Genomic DNA, 18,525 nt, shown 5'->3' with positions numbered 1-18,525 from the left:
AATCTTTTTTATTTCACCCAAAGCTTATAAATACTTTGAGTTCCGCTGTTTTCTTCACCTTGCGCGGAAAGCTTGTCGTATAATGATTTGGCAAGCGCCAATCCGGGCATCTCTTCTCCCATGAGCTCCGCTTCTTCTAGGGCGATGCCCATGTCTTTAATAAAGTGTTTCACGTAGAATCCCGGCGCAAAATCGCCTTTCAGCATACGGGGGGCGAGATTTGACAATGACCAGCTGCCAGCCGCTCCGGTTGTAATGCTTTTCAGCACTTGTTCCGGGTTCAGACCGGATTTTTCAGCATAAGCCATCGCTTCAGCCACTCCGACCATTCCCGTTGCAATCGCGATCTGATTGCACATTTTCGTATGCTGGCCGCTGCCAGCCGGCCCTTGATACTGAATGTTTTCCCCCATAACGGAGAAAAGCGGCAGGCATGCTTCAAACGCTTCTTTTTCTCCTCCGGCCATAATGGCAAGCGTTCCGTTCCTCGCGCCGATGTCTCCGCCGGAAACGGGTGCATCCAAGGCGTGAATGGACTTTTCTTTGGCTTTCTCCGCTATCTTCTTCGCCAGAGACGGTTTTGATGTCGTCATGTCAATGACAAACGCCCCTTCTTTTGCGTGGCGGAGAATGCCGTTTTCGCCGAGATAGATTTCCTCGACATCACTCGGGTAGCCGACCATGGTAATAATAATGTCAGCTTTCTCTGAAAGGTCTTTGACCGTCTCCTGCCAGACCGCTCCCTTATTCAGAATCTCTTCCGCTTTTTGTTTCGTCCGCGTGTAGACTAAAACAGGATAGCCCGCTTCTAAAATGTGCGATGCCATACTGTTTCCCATGACGCCCAAACCGATAAATCCGACCGTTTTGTTCACTGCGCTTTCCTCCCCTGATGCGATTCATAGTATTTATTCTTTCATGTCTATATTACCATATTATAGGCTGATAGAGACCGCATTACAAAGTGAATTTAGAAATGGCGCTGATCAGATCTTCGCTCGCGCTCTTTAACATATCAGTCGATTGCTTCACTTTTTCAAGCGTAACGAGCTGTTCATCAGTAGAAGCATTCACTTCTTCCGCCGCTGCCGCAGATTCTTGAGAAATGGCGGAGATGCTTTGAATCGCTTCTTGAATTGCGGCTTGTTCTTCACTCATTTTTTGAATGTCATTGTAAATATGATCTATACCTTGAACGAGAGACTGCATTTCCGTCGTAATCAGATTGAGAACCTCACCCGTTTCATGAATGGCGCTGTTTTGTTCATCATTCATTCTGCTTGCCTCAATCATCGCGTGTGACGCTTCTTTTGTCTCAGATTGAATCAGACGGACCGTTTCACTGATATGGCCGGAAGAAAGAGCTGATTGCTCAGCAAGCTTGCGGACTTCTTCAGCGACGACGGCAAAGCCCCGGCCGCTTTCTCCCGCTCTTGCGGCTTCAATGCTCGCATTCAGCGCCAAGAGGTTCGTCTGGTCTGAAATGGCGGATATTGCCGTCACGACTTCTTCTATGTTTTTCGTTTGTTCTTCCAGGTCATTCAGCATTGCCTCTACTTTTTTCGTTTCTGAATTGGCTTCGTTTGACTTCATCAGCAGCTGCCCGAGCGCGTCCAATCCTTTGTAGCTGGCATCCTCTGAAGATTTTGAGAGTTGTTTTATGCTGCCTGCGCGATCTGCGATTCCTTTTATTTTGACCGAGAGATTTTCTGATTTTTCGTTGATCGTCTCAACCTCTGACGCTTGCTCTGTCGCTCCGGCGGCGACTTCCTCTATCGCTTTTGCGATTTGTCCGCTCGTTTCATTTGTTTCTTGTGAAATGACGGTTAATTGGTCAGATGTATCGGACACATTTTCCGAAGAGGTCTTGACCTGTTCGACCATCTCTTTCATATTTTCAACCATTTGGTTAAAGTCTTTTGTTAACTCGCCTACTTCATCTTTTGATTTCGTCTGGGCGCGGACGGTTAAATCTCCCGCTGAGACTGAATTTGTTTTGGCGATCAGCTGCTGAATCGGCCCGGTTATCGTTTTTGCTAGGAAATAACTGAGTCCGATCGTAATCACAAGGGCGATCAGTGACATAAAAATGCTCACCGTGTTCATTTTATCGGCTACTCCCATCAGCTGATCTTTTTCAAACTGCGTTCCGACTTTCCACCCTGTTTCTTTTACCGTTTGGTAGACGACCATGTTCCCCTGCAGCTCTTTGACACCTTCTTTATCCGCAGTGATGTCTTTTAACGTCTGATCTTCCGAAATATTTTTCCCCTGTTTTTCCGGATGCGCCAGTAGAGAACCGTTTTCATCCGCTAAAAAGGCAAATCCTTCATACGGGACCTTTTGCTCGTTGACCATGCTCTGAATGGAGGACAGCTTCAGATCTAAGCTCGCCACTCCGACGACGGTTCCGCTGTTTTGAATGGCTTTTGACGCCGTCACGATCATGTCTCCCGTCACTGCATCTTTATAAGGGTCAGTCCAGACAACCTTATCGGGTTTTTCAGCCGCCATCTTATACCACGTTCTATTTGTCGGATCATAGTCTTTGGCAAAATCGGCCTTTGGATATGTAAACATTTGTTTGTTTGCGGTTCCGACATACGCAAGCGCGACATATTTGTCATTCTGTCCGATCTGCTTTAACTCATCGTTAAAAAGCAGCGCGGTTTCTTTCTTCCCATCTGATAAAAAAGACCGGGACAATTCACCGCCTGCTAATCTCAATAATACGGTCTCATCATTTTTCAGCTGAAGCTCAATGTTCTGACCGAGTGAATTGGTGACATTCTCTGTCGTACGTTTTGCTTCCTCCGTCATCATCGGCTTTAATGTCAAATATGAAGAAACCGTTAAAAAAACAACCGTTACGATAAGCATCGCCGATACAAACACAGCAATTTTGATGTGCATTTTTTTAAACATAACCATCCCCTCCTGAGAGTTATATCGGTCTTTCGGCCAAGAAAATGAATAAACCTTGAAATAAATATCAAACATTTCCGTCCTTTGGCGCAGCAAAAAAAAAGAGCCGTCATGTCGACAGCTCCGCCTTACGTAAAATATTCGATTTTCGCTTTCGGAAAATAGGTTTCGATATAAGATTCGAGTGTTTCCCTTAAGTCATGTTCTTCGTCTTTTTGGTATATATACTTGCCGATTCCGTAGCGTCCCCATTTGTATCTGCGCTTCTCTTCATCAAGCTCAAGCTTTGTTTTCGGATAGTTCTTCTCAATCACCCGTTTGGCCGGTTTTGTAAAACGGTGCTGGATCAGTTCAAATGTGATGTCATGCCGAACGTCTTCATCAAGCGCCGCGTCAAGTTTCTCAAACAGTTCCTTATAGCCTTCCTCCCAGCCATCGTGAATATAAATCGGCGCCACGATGAAACCGAGCGGATAGCCCGCTTTAGCGACTTTGACGGCGGCTTCTATCCGTTTGTCGAGCGGAGAAGTTCCCGGTTCAAAGTTTTTAATGACATAGTCCGCATTGATGCTGAATCTGAACCTTGTCTTTCCGTTATGTTTTGCGTCAAGCAAATGATCGACGTGGTGAAATTTAGTCACGAATCTGAGCTGTCCCAATTCGCTTTGTCCGAAATGTTCAATGGCTCTTTTTAATGTATGTGTCAGATGATCAATTCCGACGATATCAGATGTACAAGAGGCTTCAAATCTTGTAAATTCCGGCGCCCGTTCTTTCATATACTCATCAGCCTGATCCAGAATCTCTTCCACATTGACATATGTCCGGATGTAAGGCTTTGACCCCATCGTCGTCTGCAGGTAGCAATAGTGGCAATGCCCCATACAGCCCGTCGCAAACGGAATGGCATATTCGGCGGACGGCTTTGAAGAATCGAATTTCAGTGTTTTCCGGACGCCGATTACCAATGTTGATTTCGCGTTCCGGTATTGCTGCAAGTGATTTTTCCCCGGAATATTCCGGACTTGATTATGCGATGTCGTTTCTCTGATCTCAAGCCCCATGTTTTCAAACTTATTCTTCAGCTCTTGTCCTAACGGGTATTCGAGCGCTCTCGGTTCAATATAAACAAGCTGGGGCACAAACGGCTTCAGCATAGACAGACACTCCCTTTACATATTCTCATGTTGTTACTTTCCGTTTAAAAGAGAGTGAATATGCGTTGTAAACATTTCCTTTGATCAATGATACCGGTCTTCTTCAAAAAGCTCGCTGTAAAGCGCTTCCGCTTCCTCATATGTCGAAAAGACCGCGTCATCTTCGGCCAGCGGATGATAGGTTTCGTATAAAAACAGAGACAGTTCTCCCTCATGATACGGGTGATGGACGATCTCCGCCTCTTTAATATGGGCAACATTGGCGGCATGCGGATTGCGGTAAATCACATAGACCGTATCCCCCGCTGCAAATGATTTTGTCATGATAATCCCTCCTGTTGAAAGTTATTGTTCCCCCCTTTTTTCCGAATATGAAAAAAACCAGACGGCTTACACCGTCTGGCTGTTGTATTACTTATTGAATGTTTCTTTAACGAATGCGACAACCTCTTCTGTCGTGCTCATAGACAAGATTGTTTCTTTGAATGATTCAGCTTCTTTTTTAGAAAGCTTGCTGATCTGCGTTCTTGCCGGAAGGATGGATGTAGCGCTCATCGAGAACTCATCTAAGCCTAAGCCGAGAAGAATCGGAATCGCAATTTCGTCTCCCGCCATTTCTCCGCACATGCCGACCCATTTGCCCTCTTTGTGAGCGGCTTCAATAACAAGGGTGATCAGACGGAGAATCGCCGGATTGTATGGCTGATACAGATAAGCTACGCGCTCGTTCATGCGGTCAGCAGCCATCGTGTATTGGATCAAGTCATTTGTTCCGATACTGAAGAAGTCAACTTCTGCGGCAAACTGATCTGCGATAACGGCTGTAGACGGAATCTCTACCATCATACCGACTTCAATATCGTCAGAAACCGCTACGCCGGCTTCGACGAGTTTTTCTTTTTCTTCGAGAAGAATCGCTTTCGCCTGTTTAAACTCGTTTACTGTCGCAATCATCGGGAACATGATTTTTAAGTTTCCGTATGTACTTGCACGAAGCAGCGCACGAAGCTGAGTTCTGAAGATTTCTTGCTCTTCAAGGCAAAGGCGGATGGCTCTGTAGCCTAAGAACGGGTTCATTTCTTTAGGGAGCTGCAGGTAAGGAAGCTCTTTGTCGCCGCCGATATCCAATGTCCGAACGACAACTGATTTTCCTTCCATACGCTCAAGAACCGTTTTATAAGCGTCAAACTGCTCGTCTTCCGTCGGAAGCTGGTCGCGTCCCATGTAAAGGAATTCCGTACGGTAAAGCCCTACAGCTTCTCCTCCGTTTTCAAGAACGCCTTTTACATCATCCGGGGTGCCGATGTTTGCGGCAAGCTCTACATGATGGCCGTCTTTTGAAACAGTCGGTTCATTGACGAGCTTCGCCCACTCAGCTTTTTGCGCCAGGTAAGCACTGTGCTTTTCTTCATATTTCTTTAACGTTTCACTGGAAGGATCGATGATTACATCACCATCGATGCCGTCTACGATTACCGTAACACCGTTTTCAATTGTCCCTGTAGCCGCTTTTGTGCCGACGACAGCCGGAATTTCAAGCGAACGGGCCATGATCGCGGAGTGTGAAGTGCGTCCGCCGATATCAGTTGTAAAACCTTTTACAAACTGGCGGTTTAATTGCGCCGTATCAGACGGTGTCAAATCTTCAGCCACGATAACAACCTCTTCTGAGATCATGCTCGGGTTCGGAATTTCCACGCCCAGCAGGTGCCCCGTCACACGTTTTGTTACGTCACGGATATCCGCCGCACGCTCTTTCATGTATTCGTTATCCATTGATTCAAACATAGTAACGAACATGGAAGCTGTTTCTTTCAAAGCGAATTCAGCATTGACTGAATCTGCGCTGATTTTCTCCTTTACCGGGTTCAACAGCTCAGGATCACTCAGAACTAAAAGGTGCGCGGAGAAAATGTCAGCTTTGTCTTGTCCCAGTTCTTTTAAAGCATGCTCTTTAATTTTTTCAAGCTCTTCTTTAGAACGTACAATCGCTTCATCAAAACGGCTTACTTCAGCCGCAGCATCAGCAATGTTTTTCTTTTCAACCGTTAAGTCCGGCTCTTCAAGCCGGTATGCTTTCGCAATCGCAATTCCGGCTGAAGCGCCTATTCCTTTTAATTCTTGCATTACTCGCCGAGTCCTTCGCTTTTCATTGTTTCTTCTAAAGCGTTAAGAGCATCGTTTTCGTCAGCGCCTGAAGCGGAAATTGTGATTTCAGCGCCTTTAGCAATACCTAGAGACATAACGCCCATGATTGACTTAAGGTTTACTGTTTTGCCGTTATATTCTAAGTTTACGTCAGCATCGTATTTGCTTGCAGTCTGTACAAGAACTGTCGCAGGACGAGCGTGGATTCCGGAATCTGCTGTTACTTTAAATGTTTTTTGTGCCATGATTATCATTCTCCTTTAAATTAAAGCTATTTTACTACACAATATTATATCATACAGCCGTACTTGTCATCTGACAAGCACGGCGTATTTATATGCTTATTTTCCGATTTTCACAATATCTTTTTGTTCCCGTTTTACGGTACCTTCGGCCGAAAGGGAAATCGCTTCACCCTCGGCAAGATTTGTAAAGACAATCGGTGTCATTAATGAAGGAACATGAGGTTTAACCGCTTCAAGATCAACTTCAAGCAGCTTTTGCCCCGGTTCAACCCGGTCACCCTCAGAAACAAAAGAAGTGAATCCTTCGCCTTTCAGGCTGACTGTGTCGATTCCGAAATGAATCAGGATCTCTCTTCCGCCGTCAGACTGAAGGCCGATCGCATGTTTTGTCGGGAAAACATTCAGCACTTTTCCGCGGACAGGCGATACGACGATTCCTTCTTCAGGAAGAATCGCAAAACCGTCACCCATCATTTTTCCTGAGAACACCTGGTCAGGCACATCGGTAATCGGATGGATTTCGCCGGTGATCGGAGAAGCGAACACTTCTTCACCCTGCTCGTTTCGGAGCGGATCTGCGATAACCTCTTCAACCTGCTGGCTGACTTCTTCTTGCGCGGATACTTTCGGTTCAGGTCGCGGCGTGCGTCCGGCGATAATATCCTGCATCTGTGTTTTTAAACCGTCAGAACGCGGGCCGAAAATGGCCTGAATGTTGTTTCCGACTTCAAGAACGCCTGAGGCGCCAAGCTGTTTCAAACGAGTCTTATCCACTTTCTTCTGGTCGTTGACCGTAACGCGGAGTCTCGTGATACAAGCGTCAAGGTGCTTAATGTTTTCCTGATCACCCATTGCCTGCAGGATTTCATAAGGAAGGTCGCCGGCTTCGCCTGAGGCGCCCGCACCTTCATCCGCAGCCTCTTCTTCACGGCCCGGCGTTTTCAGATTGAACTTTCTGATCGCAAACCGGAAACCGAAGTAGTAAATGACGGCTAATCCTAAGCCGACCGGAATGACAAGCCACCAAGCCGTCCGGTTAGGCAGAATTCCGAACAGGAAGTAGTCAATCAGACCGCCTGAGAACGTCATACCGATTTTTACATGCAGCAGCTGCATGACCATAAAGGAAAGTCCCGCGAATACGCAGTGAATCGCAAACAGGATAGGAGCCACAAACAAGAATGAGAATTCAAGCGGCTCGGTAATTCCCGTTAAGAAACTTGTCAGAGCGGCAGAACCCATGATTCCGGCTACAAGTTTTTTCTTTTCAGGCTTCGCTTCATGATAGATTGCAAGCGCTGCCGCCGGAAGACCGAACATCATAAACGGATATTTCCCCGTCATAAATGTTCCCGCCGTCAGCTGTACGCCGTCTTTGATCTGAGCCATGAAAATCCGCTGATCTCCGCGGATGATGTCTCCTGCGGCATCTTTATAACTGAAAAATTCATACCAGAACGGCGAGTAGAAAATGTGATGAAGACCGAACGGAATCAATGACCGCTCAATCATCCCGAAAATAAAGGCCGCCAAGGTTGGATTCGCTTCCACAAGACCCGTGGAGAAGGAATTCAGACCGTGCTGGATCGGAGGCCAGATCACTAACATAATAAGACCGAGAATTAATGCGGAAATTGATGTGATAATCGGGACGAACCGCTTACCCGCAAAGAATCCGAGGTACTGCGGAAGTTCAATTTTATAAAACTTGTTAAACAATAACGCGGCCAGAACCCCGACGATAATACCGCCGAACACGCCCGTCGCCAAAGTGGGTATCCCCAGCATGTTAATATAGGCCGGATGGTTTTCCGCAAAAAACTTTGCCCGTTCAATTTTGTCAGACGGAATACTGCCGTTTGCCATAAGCACGGCGCTCATGGATACGTTCATGACCAAGTATCCGATAATAGCCGCGATTCCGGCAACACCGTCTCCGTTGGCAAGACCGATCGCAACCCCTACTGCAAAAAGAAGCGGCAGGTTGTCAAATACGATTTGGCCGGCGCTTTCCATGACGTTCGCCACAAGCTGAACGTTATCATTGCTTAAGAAATGCATGACTTGAATCATATCTTTGTTCTGCATGGCATTCCCTAACGCAAGCAAGATCCCCGCAGCCGGTAAAATCGCAACCGGAAGCATAAGAGCACGGCCGATTTTCTGGAGAACGCCGAATAATGCTTTAAACATAAAAGATGTACCTCCTCTGTTAGCTAGTGTGACCTTACAGCGAAAATTCATGACAACGAATTCACTGGCGCAAGTCTTCAGTTTAACCGTTTACATTTGCCCTTTTACACAACAAAAAAGGCATGAGTAAAAAGGGTGTGCAAAATAACGGGATCGTTCTTCCCGTTTTTTACCCTCAATCACTCATGCCTGATCGAATCAGTGACACGTTTTTAAGGTTTCAACTGAAATTATGAAATTTTATTGGTTAATCGGTACAAATGAAGCGTGAGATAAACCGCTTCCGCCTCATGAACTGGTTTTTTCAGTATTTGCTGCAAGATTTTTATCAGTTTCCAAGCAGTATTGTAGCATAGCGGGTATTCATTTTTCAATAATAACATTAACTTTTCTGGTTCTTTTGTCTGCTCTTCCCGATTAATCCTGTCTATGGTAAATCTGATATGCCGGATCAGCCGCAAATAGTGGACGCTTTCTTTATTCACTTTCATCTGGAAAGATTCCTCAATCACCTGAACGAGCCGGGACATCAGCTGTGAATGCTGATTGACCTCTGAAAGGGGCCGATTACTCAAGGCGGAGTGGATATGCAGAGCGATAAAGCCGATCTCTCCTTCCGGAAGGCAGATTCCCGTCTTTTCATTAATCATGCCGACGACTTCACGGGCAATTTGGAATTCTTCCGGATAAAGCGTTTCGGTTTCCATGAGAAACGGGTTTTTAATGTCAAAACCCTGCTGCAGCCGCTTTACCGCAAAGGCGATATGGTCAGTCAGCGCAATATGGATGTGCTCATTTAACGGTTGGCTTGTCCGCTTCTTGATATGATAAATGACGTCATTGGAGATGTCGACAAGTGTCTCGTCCACATAACCGAGGAGCTTTTTAAATTGTTTTTGTTCTTTTTCATCCTTTAAGATGAACATCTTGTCATACCCTTTATCTTCAATGACATCCGCTTGTTTTTTTCCAAAGCCGATCCCTTTTCCGATTAAGACGACCTCATTGTATCTATCATGTGTTGCGATGAGCACATTGTTATTTAATACCTTTTCAACTGTAAAGGACCCCTTCATGATCCTCAGCTCCTTTGTCATTCAATACATCATATCGTACAAAACGAACGGAAAGCGCGTCAATTCTTTTTTTAGACGGTTGATCGTTCAATAAGGCGGTAATCAAGAACTTTCCTTGCCGGAGGCCCGCCGCTGATCCGGTTCTCAAGCATGTGAAAAGCCTGCTTTCCCATTTCTTTTGTTTGTATATCTATTGTAGAAATACCTAACATCTTGCTGATATCATGATTGTCGATGCTCAAAATCGCAAGCTCTTCCGGGATGCGTGTCCCATTTGCCTTGGCTTCAAGGTAAAGACCTGCGGATACTTGATCATTCGCCGCAAACAGCGCAGTCGGTTTGTCATCCCAGCTCTTCCATCTATGAAAAAGGGCTTTCCCGTCAAGCAGCGTCAGCGCCTTTTCCACAACCAGCTCTTCCCTGTAAGGCTGTCCGATCTTCTTGAGCGCCTCTTTGTACGCGGCGATGCGGACTTGACTGTTTTTTCCCTTTTTTCTGGCCAGGCTGATCGCTATTTTCCGGTGTCCCTTTTCTATCAGATAATCCAGACCGTGCCGAAATGCTTCCCGATGCGGATTACTGATGGAGGAAAGCCCTGCCGCATCAGTGTACTGGCAGAGGATGAGCGGTTCTTTCACGGTAAGCAGATGCTCATCAGGAATTGCTTTGGAGCAGATAATCAGGCCGTCCACTTGGCGCTCCTGTAATTGTGATAAAGCAAAACGTTCTTTTTGCTGCTGATAATCTGTCTGGTATAAAGAAAGATGCACGCCTGACGCTTCGGCAGCCTCGGCAATACCTGCAACAAGGTCTGCAAAATACGGAAGATTCACCGACGGAAGCACAACGCCGATCATATCGGAAAAACCTTTGGATAAATGCACAGCATGAATGTTGCGCGTATATCCGAGCGATTGCATCGCTTTTTTCACTCTTTCTCTTTTGTCCTTACTTACATAAGGATGATCGTTTAACACTCTTGATACCGTTGTAACGGAAACCCCGGCAGCGCCGGCAATGTCTCTGATCGTAGCCATGGCGTCCCCCCTTTCTTTTTTTCCCTTGATCTGGAATGCGTTTCATACAGTAAGCTAGAAACAGATACATCCTATTCGTTTGAAAGGAGAAGAACAGCGATGGGGATTCTTTGCTTAATCGGTTTGTGTCTGGCCATAGTCGGCGGCAGTTACCTTGCCATGCGGCCCCTGAATGAAAAGCATGACATCAAACCATTTCAGCATTTTGATGATTTTTTCATTTAAAAGGTGATAAAAAAGGACGCTGCCTTCCAGAACCGTCCTTTTTTATCACAAAGCTTTCTATTTCAGAATCGTTAATTCTTTCGGATACTGCGTTAATGCTTCGGCGCCGTCTTTTGTGACGAACACATCGTCTTCAATGCGCACGCCGCCGACATCCGGCACGTAAATCCCCGGTTCTATCGTGTAGACCATGCCTTCTTTGAGGAGTGTGTTGTTCGCGCTGCTCATTGATGGATATTCGTGAACCGAAATCCCGAGTCCGTGGCCGAGGCGGTGCGGGAAATAGTCTCCGTATCCGGCTTTTTCAATAATGCCGCGGGCTTTTAAATCAAGGTCGCCGATTCTGACACCCGGTTTGCTTAATTGAAGCGCCGCCTGTTCAGCTTTAAGCACCGTTTCGTAAATCTCTTCCTGCTTCGGGCTGATTGATTGGTATGCGAATGTTCTCGTAATGTCTGAACAGTAGCCGTCAAGAATAACGCCCAGATCAAACAGAACGAAATCGCCTTTTTTCAACCGGTCTGCACCCGGATTCCCATGGGGCTGACCTGATTTTTCTCCGAACAGCACCATCGTTGAAAATGACATGCCCTGCACACCTTTTTTCTTCAGCTCAAACTCAATCTGCGCAAGTACTTCCGTTTCACTCACACCCTCTTTAAGCGCCGCGACACCGACTTCAACTCCGTAATCCGCGAGTTTTGCCGCTTCCCTGAGAATGCTGATTTCCTTCTCATCTTTCACGAGACGGAATTGGTTGAGCGTTTCTTCTGCCGAAACAAATGCCGCGCCCCCTGAAGCTTGTTTGAGCTGTTCTGAACGGGAAAGAGAGATCGAATCCTTTTCAACCGCGATGGAATCAAGCCGCACATTTCGTTTTGTGAGCTCGGCTTTGATCAGCTCCCACGGATCTTCGTGATCGCCGTAGCCGATAATACCATGCTCCCACCCGGCGCTGCGGGCTTGTCCGGCTTCCATTCCCGGACAAACGAAAAACGGCTCCTGTTCCTGAAACAGGAACAATCCCATTAACCGCTCATGCGGATCCGTGTAAAAATCAGTTAAATAAAATACGTTTTCCTTTGTATGTATAAATGCCGCATCATGTCCTTCTTTTTTCAGCCAAGATGAAACACGTTCTAATCTGTTCATTTTTTGCTTTTCCTCCTTACCAAAGTGACTCTTTATTCATTCTATCAGTTTTCCGGCGTTTATGCTGTGAACGAACATTAAAAAAACAGCCGCCCGATGTGCGGCTGTCATGTTTATTTTAATAATCTCAGTCCGTTCAATATGACCAGAATCGTGCTCCCCTCATGCCCGATCACACCAAACGGCAGTTCCATCACCTGCAGAAAGTTAGCGCAGATCAAAAGGCAGATGACCGAGAGCGAGAAAACAATATTCTGCTTAATAATCCGGTTCATTTTCCTTGAGAGTCTGCACATTTTCACAAGCTTGTGAAGATCATTTTTCATAAGGACTAAGTCAGCCGTTTCAAGGGCCACGTCCGTTCCCCCGCCCATCGCAATACCGACGTCAGCGGTTTTCAGAGCGGGCGCGTCATTAATGCCGTCTCCCACCATGGCGATTGTGCCGTACGTTTCTTTCAGCTTCTTCACTTCTTTTGCCTTTTGGTCCGGCAGACAATCGGCAACAACCGTCGTCATGCCCGCCTCTTTTGCAATGGCAGCCGCAGTTTCAGACTGATCGCCGGTGAGCATGGCTGTTTGAATGCCCATTGATTCAAGCTCAGCCATCACGGCTTTGGCTTCAGGTCGGATTTGATCCTTTAAGGCAAAGCAGCCCGCAATCCGGTCATCTTTTTTAACAAAGACCAGTGTAAAACCTTTATCCTTTAATTCTTTTCCCGATGTCTGCAAAAAAGCATCTGCCGCATCTTCACCTGCAAACCCCGCTTTTCCGACCATCCATTTGACGCCTTCTATTTCAGCCTGAACACCGAATCCGGACGTCTCGTCAATCGATAGATGTCCTGCGGGCGCGGCGCCCCGGCTTTCGGCAAATTCAGCTATCGCTTTTGCAAGCGGGTGGCTTGATTGCTTTTCCATCGCATACACCGCTTGCATGATCTCATCTTCACTCACATTTTCGGCAGCTTGAAACGCCGCGACTGCCGGCTGTCCCTTTGTTACCGTGCCGGTTTTGTCAAAAGCGATCATCCGGACGCTTCCCAGCTGCTCTAAAAACACACTTCCTTTAACCAATAATCCGTTGCGGGCCCCATTTGAGATAAGGGAAAGCGCAGCGGGCATAATAGAAGCGACAAGCGCGCACGGGGAGGCGACCACCATAAACACCATCGCCCTGTAAAAGGTTTCACTCCAGCTCCAGCCTAAAGCGAAATGAGGAATGAATAAAAGCAAAGCCACGGCTAACAGCACGCCTTTTACATAGACACTTTCGAATCGTTCAATAAATGCCTGAGCCGGTGACACGCTGTTTTGGGCTGATTCCACCAGCCGGATGATTTTTCTGAATAAAGACTGTTCATTTGTTTTCGTCACACGGACCGTTAAGGAGCCGTTTCCGTTTACCGTTCCTGTAAACACAGAATCTCCGGCTGTTTTTTCCGCCGGCATCGCTTCACCCGTAAGCGCCGATTCATCGAGGCTCGTCACGCCAGACTCAATGATCCCGTCTGCTGCTACGCGTTCGCCCGGCTTAATGACGATCATGTCACCGATCTTAAGTTCAGCAGCCGGCACCCGCTTTTCCTGTCCGTCCGCAAGCAGGGTCGCTTCCTCCGGTTCCAGTTTCATCAAAGAGGTTAAATCACGGCTGCTTTTATTCATCGTATATGTTTCGAGCGCGCCGCTTAATGAAAAAATAAAGATAAGAACAGCGCCTTCAGCCCAATAACCGATCAGGGCGGAGCCGACCGCCGCAAAAATCATCAGCAGTTCCACATTTAACGCCTTCGTCTCAATGGTATCCTCGATTCCCTCTTTCGCTTTTGCAAATCCCCCGATCAGGAAGGCAAGGGTATACAAAGTGACGGACAGGCCTTTTGTTTCGGTAAAAAACCAGGCCGCAAGAATAAGGACGCCGGATACGAGCGCCGCAATGAGTTCTGCATGCTGGAGCCACTTTTTTCCGGCCCGCTCTTCTTGTATGTGCTGTTGTGAATGGGTTTGTGTCATCACTTGTTCATTCATTATGAATTCTCCTCTCTAATTGAGAACGCAAATCATCTTCAATTCCCCGATAAAAGCAAAACAGCCGCCTGACAGGCAGCATTTTCACAGTGTTATCGCAGTGTTTTCTTTATTATAGCATGCCGACGGAAGATTTCAATTATAATTGTTTTAATTTCTTTTTGATAATAATTATCAATAGTGTTTCTTCAGCTGTTCATTATATGCAAAAAAGGTGCGGGAGGAATTCCTCCCGCACCTTTTTATTTCTCTGACCATTCTTTTAATTGTGAGGCGGTCATCGGACCGACGATCTTTTTTTCGATTTCTCCTTTTTCATTCAGCAGAAATGACGTGGGAATCGTCATGACATCGTATTCCTTCATAAGCTCGCCTTTCGTGTCAAGAACAATCGGGAATGTGAGATGATGCTGACTGACAAAGTTTTGAACGGTATTTTTGTTCCGCTCGGCATTCATCAAATTTACCGTTACAAGGCTTACATCATCGGACTGATGCTGTTCAAAATACGTTTGGAACTGCGGCAGTTCTTTTTTGCACGGCGGACACCACGATGTCCAAAAATGCAAAATCGTTTTCTGCCCTTTATTCGGAATCGATATCTCGTCTCCTTCAATCGTCTTCATCAGAAACACGGCGGGAACTGCCTGTTTTTCTGATGAGGCTTTTGCTTCAGGCATCCAGACGGCGGCAGCTATCAAAAGGACTGCACATACAATTAGGCGGTTTTTATGCATATGATCTTCCTTTCACGCGTTTCGGATAGCTTGCCCTTGCTTATTGAAATGTATCAGCCTTTTCAGCTTTCGATCCGGGGCGCTGTTCTTCCGCCGCCCGTCAAAAACACGGAGACACCGAGGTCTTTGCAGATCGTCGCGTAATGTAAACTTGTCAGAAGAATCATGCCGGTATTCATGCCGAGTATAATGCCGAGCATTTGCAATTCAGGCATAGAACCGAGCACATACATCATCGAAAGCCCCACAATGCTGCTCCATACGTTATGATAAAACGCCGTTTTCACATGGCCGATACCGATCAGACAGGCCTGAAGCGGCATCACAAACAGATGAAAAAGAAAAAACGGCCACAAAAGCTGCAAATAATACTGCGCTTCCGGAGACTGAAAAAACAAATGGGTCAGCGGGCCCGCGAACTGAAACATGACCCAGACTGCCGGAATGCCGTAGCCGAATGTAATAAAAATCGCTTGTCTCAGCCGTTTCAGCACAATATCATATTGGGACAGCGCATATGCTTCTGAAATGCTGGGAATCATGACGACCATCAGCGAATGGGCGATAAATGCGGGAAACGAACCGATTGTCATCGCTACACCGGCAAGCATGCCGTATTGATCAATCGCGGCTGTCCCGGCTGCCCCGGACGCCAGCAGCGCTCCTTTAACCAAGAAGGGTTCAATTGCGTTTGTCACCGCATGAAATATACGAAGTCCCGTTGTCGGGATGGATACGGCCAGGAGGCGTTTCCGCACGTCTTTCCCGCGAAGATGAATGTGCTGATGGCCGGAAAGCGCCCTCCGCGCCAAAATAAACTGCGTATACAAGTAAACGAACACCACGACATCGCTTGCGACCAGCACAAATAATGAAATGAGCACGGCCATATCAATTTCAAAAGAGTACCATTGAAAAAAGATAAACAGACAAAGCACTTGAATGATTTTTTTCATGACATTCGCAACCGCGATTTTTCCCATTTGCTGCACACCCATAAAATAACCTCTGGCGATGGATGTAAAAGCGACGACTGGAATCAGCCCGATGACAATCCCTTTAATAAACGGGTGATACGTATCGAATACAGGAATGAACGGCAGCGCGATGCTTGCGGCCGCGGTTGAAAACGCGGTAAAAACGGCGGTCATTCTGAAGGCATGCCGGAGCATGCTTTCATGCAGCTTCTGATTGGATTCCGCGATGAATTTTGAAATGGAGATCGGAAGCTCCAGACTGGCGATGACGATAATTAAAAAAATGGTGGGCAGAATGCTCATGTAAAGTCCCATCCCATGCTCGCCAAGCTCCCGCGCCAGTATCATATTCACGACAAATTCCAGACATTCCGCGAAAAAGGCGGCGATGGATAAAAGAATGATCCCTTTCACAAATCGATTCATGGTGTCTCTCCTTGTCTCTCGTTCTTCCATCATCATATGAGACAAGTTCTGAAAATATTTTCGATTTCTCAAAATTGAAAAAAGCATAGCCGGGATATTTTTAATCCCGCTATGCTTACATCGCAAATACGTGTCTGCCGATCCGTTCGATAATTTTTCGGGAACGGATCCAGTGGTCAGATGCCGTTTTCGGATTGTAGAAAAACAACGCGTTCGTTTCTCTGCCCGGATGGTCAAGCGCCTCATTTGCGGCAGCGATGGAATCCTTATCCGGCTTTTGATTAATGCTTCCGTTTGCTACCGGTTCAAATGCGCTCCTTTGATAGATCACACCCCGAATGGTATCCGGGAAGCCGTTTTTTTCAGTGCGGTTCAGCACTACGCTGGCTACCGCAACCTTCCCTTTATAAGATTCACCTTTCGCTTCTGCGTGAACGAGACGTGCCAGAAGCTGTCTGTCAGCGCGGGAATACGTTTTTTTCGGCGGCTGATAAGCCGTCTCCTCCGGTTTGGCTTCCTTCTCTTGGTGAGATGACAGCTTTATCGGTTGGATAGAATGCTTATGATCCGTTTTTGAAAGCTTCGGAACCGAGCTTTTTTTATTTAAATCAGCAACCAGTGTGCTGGGTTCTTGCTTTGGCTTCTTCGCAAAAGTAAACAGAGCTTCTGTATGTTCAATTTTTGATGCAGGCATAAAACATAGAAAAAAGACAGCCAAGGCAGCAAATTTTGTCGTCATACGATTTCCTCCTTAAATACTTCACTACCTTAACAAGAGCTGTGCGCAAATTCACGGTTAAAGATTTTCCAGTGCTCCCAATCAGCTTTTATGATGGAAGAAGTTCGTTAACAGCCTTGTTATTGGCAGGAAAACAGCCATCATTTTCACAACATTAACCAAATAGCAGTAAAAGTATCCATCGGAGGGATTTTACATTTTGTTTACATCTGTTACAGCCAGATGAAATGAGAAACTAAAAAACAAAAAAAAGACTCCTCAAGTGCGAGGAGCCGTCAGCTTCTTGGCTGTTCTAAATACTGGAATATAACATCCCCGCCCTGCTGGGCAATACCGCGGAAATGCTTAAAATCTTCCTGCTTCGATAAAACTGCTCGAAATGCAAGAAAATGTTCTTTCTGCACCCTGAATTCTTTGATTTCACCGGTGCGCATTTGGTTGATACGTTCTGAAATTTCCTCAGGCAGCAACGAACACAGCCTCCTTTTCTCGGCTTTTTCCCGAAAATCAATATACCATCTTTCCCCCGCCGGGACAATGATTGAGCGGGCTGATACCCATATCGCTTTACTTCTTAAAGAAAATACTGCAAAATATTTTCAAACAGGATTTATGATAAAGGAGAGGAAGCTCGTGAAAATTGCTAAGGTTGGAAACGTCATTGAATTTAAAAACGGATTAACCGGTATTGTTGAAAAAGTAAATGAAAATTCCGTCATCGTTGATGTAACCATCATGGATAATTATCGTGATCTTGAATTAGATTCCCTCACTGTCGTCAACCATAAGAATTATAAAATCATCAGAGACTCCTATTAAACCCCCTCGAACAATCCGAACCATTTACATATCCCGCACAAAAGCTGCCGCCCGGCAGCTTTTTCAAATGAACTCAGATCTCCGTCATTTCTACAAAAAAATCACCGGTCTGATCTTTATTGTAAAGATTTGTGACGGATGTATGGTAGTTGGTTATTTTACCGCGGAATTCAAGCCCGCGCTCGGGCGCCTTGATGTCAAATGTTTTTTCATACAAAAGAACGGCAATATCATGATACGTTTCAGAGGTCACCTTCAATACAAATGAAATCATGCGGCCGTTTTTGCCCGCACTTTCTTTACAATCATACATTTTCAGCCTTACACCGTTTAACTCTAACGGCTCCATAACGAACACTCCTTCTTTTTACAGGACATGCTATCATGCTGACCATTCCTTTACAATTGATCCGCTCCGAATGAGAAAAAACAGCGCAGGCCTTTACAAACGTATGTTCCCTATTTTATAATGAAACAGACGAGCTGCCATCCAGCACCCGTCACGTATTGAAGCGGCGAGTACACTCCCCCCGGGTTTACTCGTCTTTTTCTTTTCTCCAAATGATCTCTCTTTTCCTTATAGAAGTTCTGTGCAAATATCATGCACCTTTTTGGCTGCGCGGCACAGACGAAAAATACCCC

18 protein-coding genes are annotated in these 18,525 nt (G+C 46.1%); 2 read left to right on the top strand and 16 right to left on the bottom strand.

Features of this window, described 5'->3' with window-relative positions; all coding sequences use genetic code 11:
- Nucleotides 1-8: 8 nt before the first annotated feature.
- The 9 genes from G4O42_RS07000 to G4O42_RS06960 all read right to left on the bottom strand — a co-directional run bounded on the left by G4O42_RS07000 (nt 9) and on the right by G4O42_RS06960 (nt 10,781).
- Nucleotides 9-875, bottom strand: coding sequence for an NAD(P)-dependent oxidoreductase (locus G4O42_RS07000; RefSeq protein ID WP_032874716.1), 867 nt, complete (start codon nt 873-875; stop codon nt 9-11).
- An 82-nt stretch (nt 876-957) separates the two neighbouring features.
- Complete coding sequence (locus G4O42_RS06995) at nt 958-2,925, bottom strand: methyl-accepting chemotaxis protein (RefSeq protein WP_032874715.1); 1,968 nt, start codon at nt 2,923-2,925, stop codon at nt 958-960.
- Nucleotides 2,926-3,053: 128 nt separating this feature from the next.
- Nucleotides 3,054-4,082: a spore photoproduct lyase gene (gene splB / locus G4O42_RS06990; RefSeq protein WP_007611071.1), complete on the bottom strand. Its 1,029-nt coding sequence runs from the start codon at nt 4,080-4,082 to the stop codon at nt 3,054-3,056.
- An 84-nt stretch (nt 4,083-4,166) separates the two neighbouring features.
- Nucleotides 4,167-4,406, bottom strand: coding sequence for a splAB operon transcriptional regulator SplA (gene splA, locus G4O42_RS06985; RefSeq protein WP_003154646.1), 240 nt, complete (start codon nt 4,404-4,406; stop codon nt 4,167-4,169).
- 87 nt (nt 4,407-4,493) lie between these two features.
- Complete coding sequence (gene ptsP / locus G4O42_RS06980; protein WP_007611069.1) at nt 4,494-6,209, bottom strand: phosphoenolpyruvate--protein phosphotransferase; 1,716 nt, start codon at nt 6,207-6,209, stop codon at nt 4,494-4,496.
- The gene (locus tag G4O42_RS06975; protein ID WP_003154654.1) at nt 6,209-6,475 is read right to left on the bottom strand and encodes a phosphocarrier protein HPr; all 267 of its coding nucleotides are present in this window, start codon (nt 6,473-6,475) and stop codon (nt 6,209-6,211) included. Before G4O42_RS06975 ends, ptsP begins: the two co-directional genes overlap by 1 nt.
- Before the next feature lie 96 nt (nt 6,476-6,571).
- Entirely contained in the window at nt 6,572-8,668 is a 2,097-nt protein-coding gene (gene ptsG / locus G4O42_RS06970) for a glucose-specific PTS transporter subunit IIBC (protein ID WP_003154656.1), read from the bottom strand.
- Nucleotides 8,669-8,898: 230 nt separating this feature from the next.
- The gene (gene glcT, locus G4O42_RS06965; protein WP_007611051.1) at nt 8,899-9,765 is read right to left on the bottom strand and encodes a glucose PTS transporter transcription antiterminator GlcT; all 867 of its coding nucleotides are present in this window, start codon (nt 9,763-9,765) and stop codon (nt 8,899-8,901) included.
- 50 nt (nt 9,766-9,815) lie between these two features.
- On the bottom strand, nt 9,816-10,781 hold the full coding sequence (locus G4O42_RS06960; RefSeq protein WP_015417354.1) for a LacI family DNA-binding transcriptional regulator: 966 nt from the start codon (nt 10,779-10,781) through the stop codon (nt 9,816-9,818).
- A gap of 99 nt (nt 10,782-10,880) precedes the next feature.
- Between G4O42_RS06960 and G4O42_RS20085 the strand changes: the two genes are divergently transcribed.
- On the top strand, nt 10,881-11,006 hold the full coding sequence (locus G4O42_RS20085) for a hypothetical protein (RefSeq protein WP_014721086.1): 126 nt from the start codon (nt 10,881-10,883) through the stop codon (nt 11,004-11,006).
- Between the two features lie 57 nt (nt 11,007-11,063).
- Here G4O42_RS20085 and G4O42_RS06955 read toward each other — a convergent pair whose 3' ends face one another.
- The 6 genes from G4O42_RS06955 to G4O42_RS06930 all read right to left on the bottom strand — a co-directional run bounded on the left by G4O42_RS06955 (nt 11,064) and on the right by G4O42_RS06930 (nt 17,534).
- A complete protein-coding gene (locus G4O42_RS06955) occupies nt 11,064-12,158 on the bottom strand; it encodes a M24 family metallopeptidase (protein ID WP_017417665.1) in 1,095 nt (364 codons plus the stop codon).
- A gap of 113 nt (nt 12,159-12,271) precedes the next feature.
- Nucleotides 12,272-14,185 (bottom strand): heavy metal translocating P-type ATPase, encoded by a 1,914-nt coding sequence (locus G4O42_RS06950; RefSeq protein ID WP_032874714.1) that lies wholly within the window; start codon nt 14,183-14,185, stop codon nt 12,272-12,274.
- A 242-nt stretch (nt 14,186-14,427) separates the two neighbouring features.
- Nucleotides 14,428-14,922, bottom strand: coding sequence for an endospore biogenesis thiol-disulfide oxidoreductase StoA (gene stoA, locus G4O42_RS06945; RefSeq protein WP_007611032.1), 495 nt, complete (start codon nt 14,920-14,922; stop codon nt 14,428-14,430).
- Between the two features lie 62 nt (nt 14,923-14,984).
- A complete protein-coding gene (locus tag G4O42_RS06940; RefSeq protein WP_007409593.1) occupies nt 14,985-16,325 on the bottom strand; it encodes a polysaccharide biosynthesis protein in 1,341 nt (446 codons plus the stop codon).
- 115 nt (nt 16,326-16,440) lie between these two features.
- Entirely contained in the window at nt 16,441-17,064 is a 624-nt protein-coding gene (locus tag G4O42_RS06935) for a cell wall hydrolase (protein WP_032874713.1), read from the bottom strand.
- A gap of 275 nt (nt 17,065-17,339) precedes the next feature.
- Complete coding sequence (locus G4O42_RS06930; protein WP_014304905.1) at nt 17,340-17,534, bottom strand: hypothetical protein; 195 nt, start codon at nt 17,532-17,534, stop codon at nt 17,340-17,342.
- 163 nt (nt 17,535-17,697) lie between these two features.
- Between G4O42_RS06930 and G4O42_RS06925 the strand changes: the two genes are divergently transcribed.
- Nucleotides 17,698-17,883, top strand: a complete 186-nt coding sequence (locus G4O42_RS06925; RefSeq protein ID WP_003154669.1) for a YkvS family protein — start codon at nt 17,698-17,700, stop codon at nt 17,881-17,883.
- Nucleotides 17,884-17,956: 73 nt separating this feature from the next.
- Here the strand turns inward: G4O42_RS06925 and G4O42_RS06920 are convergent, their stop codons facing one another.
- The gene (locus G4O42_RS06920; protein ID WP_032874712.1) at nt 17,957-18,232 is read right to left on the bottom strand and encodes a DUF3219 family protein; all 276 of its coding nucleotides are present in this window, start codon (nt 18,230-18,232) and stop codon (nt 17,957-17,959) included.
- Nucleotides 18,233-18,525: the final 293 nt, after the last annotated feature.

Origin of the sequence: Bacillus sp. LUNF1 (genome assembly GCF_011008975.1) — a bacterium.
Taxonomy (GTDB): Bacteria; Bacillota; Bacilli; order Bacillales; family Bacillaceae; genus Bacillus; species Bacillus velezensis.
The sequence above is the reverse complement of the archived record's forward strand: the minus strand, read 5'-3'. Positions and strand labels throughout refer to the sequence as shown.